Origin of the sequence: Shigella sp. FC1661 (assembly GCF_001712525.1) — a bacterium.
Classification (GTDB): Bacteria; Pseudomonadota; Gammaproteobacteria; order Enterobacterales; family Enterobacteriaceae; genus Escherichia; species Escherichia coli.
The window spans coordinates 1-2,796 of record NZ_MDGW01000243.1; the positions used below are offsets into that span (position 1 = coordinate 1).

The 2,796-nt window shown below is 53.3% G+C and carries 3 protein-coding genes; 1 reads left to right on the forward strand and 2 read right to left on the reverse strand.

The features are described 5' to 3' along the window. Together BFF42_RS14400 and BFF42_RS14405 are read right to left on the reverse strand one after the other, a co-directional pair. A partial coding sequence (locus tag BFF42_RS14400) for an IS1 family transposase (RefSeq protein ID WP_032277379.1) occupies positions 1–159 on the reverse strand: 159 nt, incomplete at its 3' end. 140 nt (positions 160–299) lie between these two features. After that, positions 300–2,519, reverse strand: a complete 2,220-nt coding sequence (locus BFF42_RS14405) for a YgiQ family radical SAM protein (RefSeq protein ID WP_000095194.1) — start codon at positions 2,517–2,519, stop codon at positions 300–302. A 112-nt stretch (positions 2,520–2,631) separates the two neighbouring features. Between BFF42_RS14405 and BFF42_RS14410 the strand changes: the two genes are divergently transcribed. Beyond that, positions 2,632–2,796, forward strand: a 165-nt coding sequence (locus tag BFF42_RS14410) for an IS1 family transposase (protein WP_000179192.1), incomplete at its 3' end; no start/stop codon positions are given.

A 2,796-nucleotide genomic window follows, 5' to 3' on the forward strand; every position in this document is an offset into this window, starting at 1 on the left:
GTGCGTACCGGGCTGAGAGGCGGTGTAAGTGAACTGTAGTTGCCATGTTTTACGGCAATGAGAGCAGAGATAGCGCTGATGTCCGGCAGTGCTTTTGCCGTTACGCACCACGCCTTCAGTAGCGGAGCAGGAAGGACATCTGATGGAAATGGAAGCCACGCAAGCACCTTAAAATCACCATCATACACTAAATCAGTAAGTTGGCAGCATTACCCATTTCGGCATATAAATAAATGCCTAATGAGATAGATTCTGATGTAATATCCCCGGTAGCAATTCTGCTACCGGGAACAGCGAATTTAACGTCCAACCGCCGCTTTAGGCCGTTTCTTCGCACCAGCATTCACCGGACGAGATTGCGTAGACGACGCTTTTTTTGCCGTAGCAGGCGTCTGACGCTGGGTCGCCATCGGCGTATGTTTCGTCAACGCCGGACGGGTATTGCGGTTCTGGCGACGAGCTTCACGCATCTCTTCAATGGTTGGCGCAGGCACTAAGCAATCGCGACGGCTACCAATCAGATGCTTTTTACCCATCGCTTCCAGCGCCTGGCGGATTAACGGCCAGTTTGCCGGATCGTGGTAACGCAACAACGCTTTATGCAAACGACGCTGCTTGTCGCCCTTCGGTACGAAGACGTCTTCACTCTTATAACCAATCTTCGCCAGCGGGTTTTTCCCGGTGTAATACATGGTGGTTGAGTTCGCCAGCGGCGATGGGTAGAAGTTCTGTACCTGGTCGAGACGGAAACGATGCTTTTTCAGCCACAGCGCCAGATTCACCATATATTCATCACGCGTACCGGGGTGCGCGGAGATGAAATAGGGGATCAGATACTGCTCTTTACCTGCCTGTTTTGAGTAAGTATCGAACAGCTCTTTAAAGCGGTCATAGCTGCCCATGCCCGGCTTCATCATCTTCGATAACGGCCCTTCTTCGGTATGTTCCGGGGCAATCTTCAGATAACCGCCGACGTGATGGGTCGCCAGTTCTTTGATATAGCGCGGATCTTCCACGGCGATGTCATAACGCACACCAGAGGCAATCAGGATCTTTTTAATGCCTTTCAGATCACGCGCACGGCGATAGAGGTTGATCGTTGGTTCGTGGTTCGTGTCCATGTGCGGACAAATATCCGGATAAACGCACGACAAACGGCGGCAGGTTTGCTCAGCGCGTGGCGATTTGCAGCGCAACATATACATGTTGGCAGTTGGCCCACCGAGATCGGAAATTACGCCCGTAAAACCTGGAACGGTGTCGCGGATCGCTTCGATCTCATTAATGATCGAATCTTCGGAACGGCTCTGAATAATGCGCCCTTCGTGCTCGGTGATAGAACAGAAAGAGCAGCCGCCAAAGCAGCCACGCATAATGTTGACCGAAAAACGGATCATTTCGTAAGCCGGAATACGGGCATTGCCATAGGCCGGATGTGGCACGCGCTTGTATGGCAGCGCAAAAACGCTGTCCATCTCTTCGGTAGAAAGCGGAATAGCAGGCGGGTTGATCCACACATAGCGGTCGCCGTGTTTTTGCATCAATGCGCGGGCACAGCCTGGGTTGGTTTCGTGGTGCAGAATACGCGAAGCATGGGCGTACAGCACTTTATCGCCCTTCACTTTCTCGAAAGAAGGCAGCAACACGTAGGTTTTTTCCCACGGTTTCGGGCGCGGTGGCTGCACGGTTACGGCTTTGGCTTCCTGCTTTTTCGGTGCCACCGGTTTGTTATCCGCGCACGGCAAATCTTCACCATACGGATGCGGGATTGGGTCGATTTTTCCAGGGGTATCAAGACGGGTGGAATCCACGCCGCTCCAGCCAGGCAGGGCCTCTTTCACGATAATCGCGGTATTACGCACATCGCGGATTTCACTAATCGGCTCGCCCATCGCCAGACGGTGCGCCACCTCCACCAGCGGACGCTCACCGTTACCAAACATCAGCATGTCGGCTTTCGAATCCACCAGCACGGAACGGCGCACGGTATCGGACCAGTAATCATAATGTGCGGTACGACGCAGACTAGCCTCAATACCGCCGAGGATCACCGGTACATCTTTCCACGCCTCTTTACAACGCTGGGTATAAACCAGTGTGGCGCGATCCGGGCGCTTACCCGCGACGTTATCCGGCGTGTAGGCATCGTCATGACGTAAACGGCGATCGGCGGTATAACGGTTGATCATCGAATCCATGTTGCCAGCAGTAACACCGAAAAACAGATTCGGTTTACCCAGACGCATAAAGTCGTCTTTGCTGCTCCAGTCCGGCTGGGCGATGATCCCGACGCGAAAGCCCTGCGCTTCCAGCATACGACCGCAAATCGCCATCCCGAAGCTTGGGTGATCGACATACGCGTCGCCAGTAACCAAAATGATGTCGCAGCTATCCCAGCCAAGTTGATCCATCTCTTCACGAGACATCGGCAAAAACGGTGCCGGTCCAAAACAGGCGGCCCAGTACTGCGGCCAGGAGAACAGGTCGCGATCCGGTTGGATCAGGGAGATAGAGCTCATTTTGCTTCCAGAAATGATAAAAAAATAATCAAAGGCCGGGGATTATAAGCCGGAACGGGTGATGCTGCCAACTTACTGATTTAGTGTATGATGGTGTTTTTGAGGTGCTCCAGTGGCTTCTGTTTCTATCAGCTGTCCCTCCTGTTCAGCTACTGACGGGGTGGTGCGTAACGGCAAAAGCACTGCCGGACATCAGCGCTATCTCTGCTCTCACTGCCGTAAAACATGGCAACTGCAGTTCACTTACACCGCTTCTCAACCCGGTACGCACCAGAAA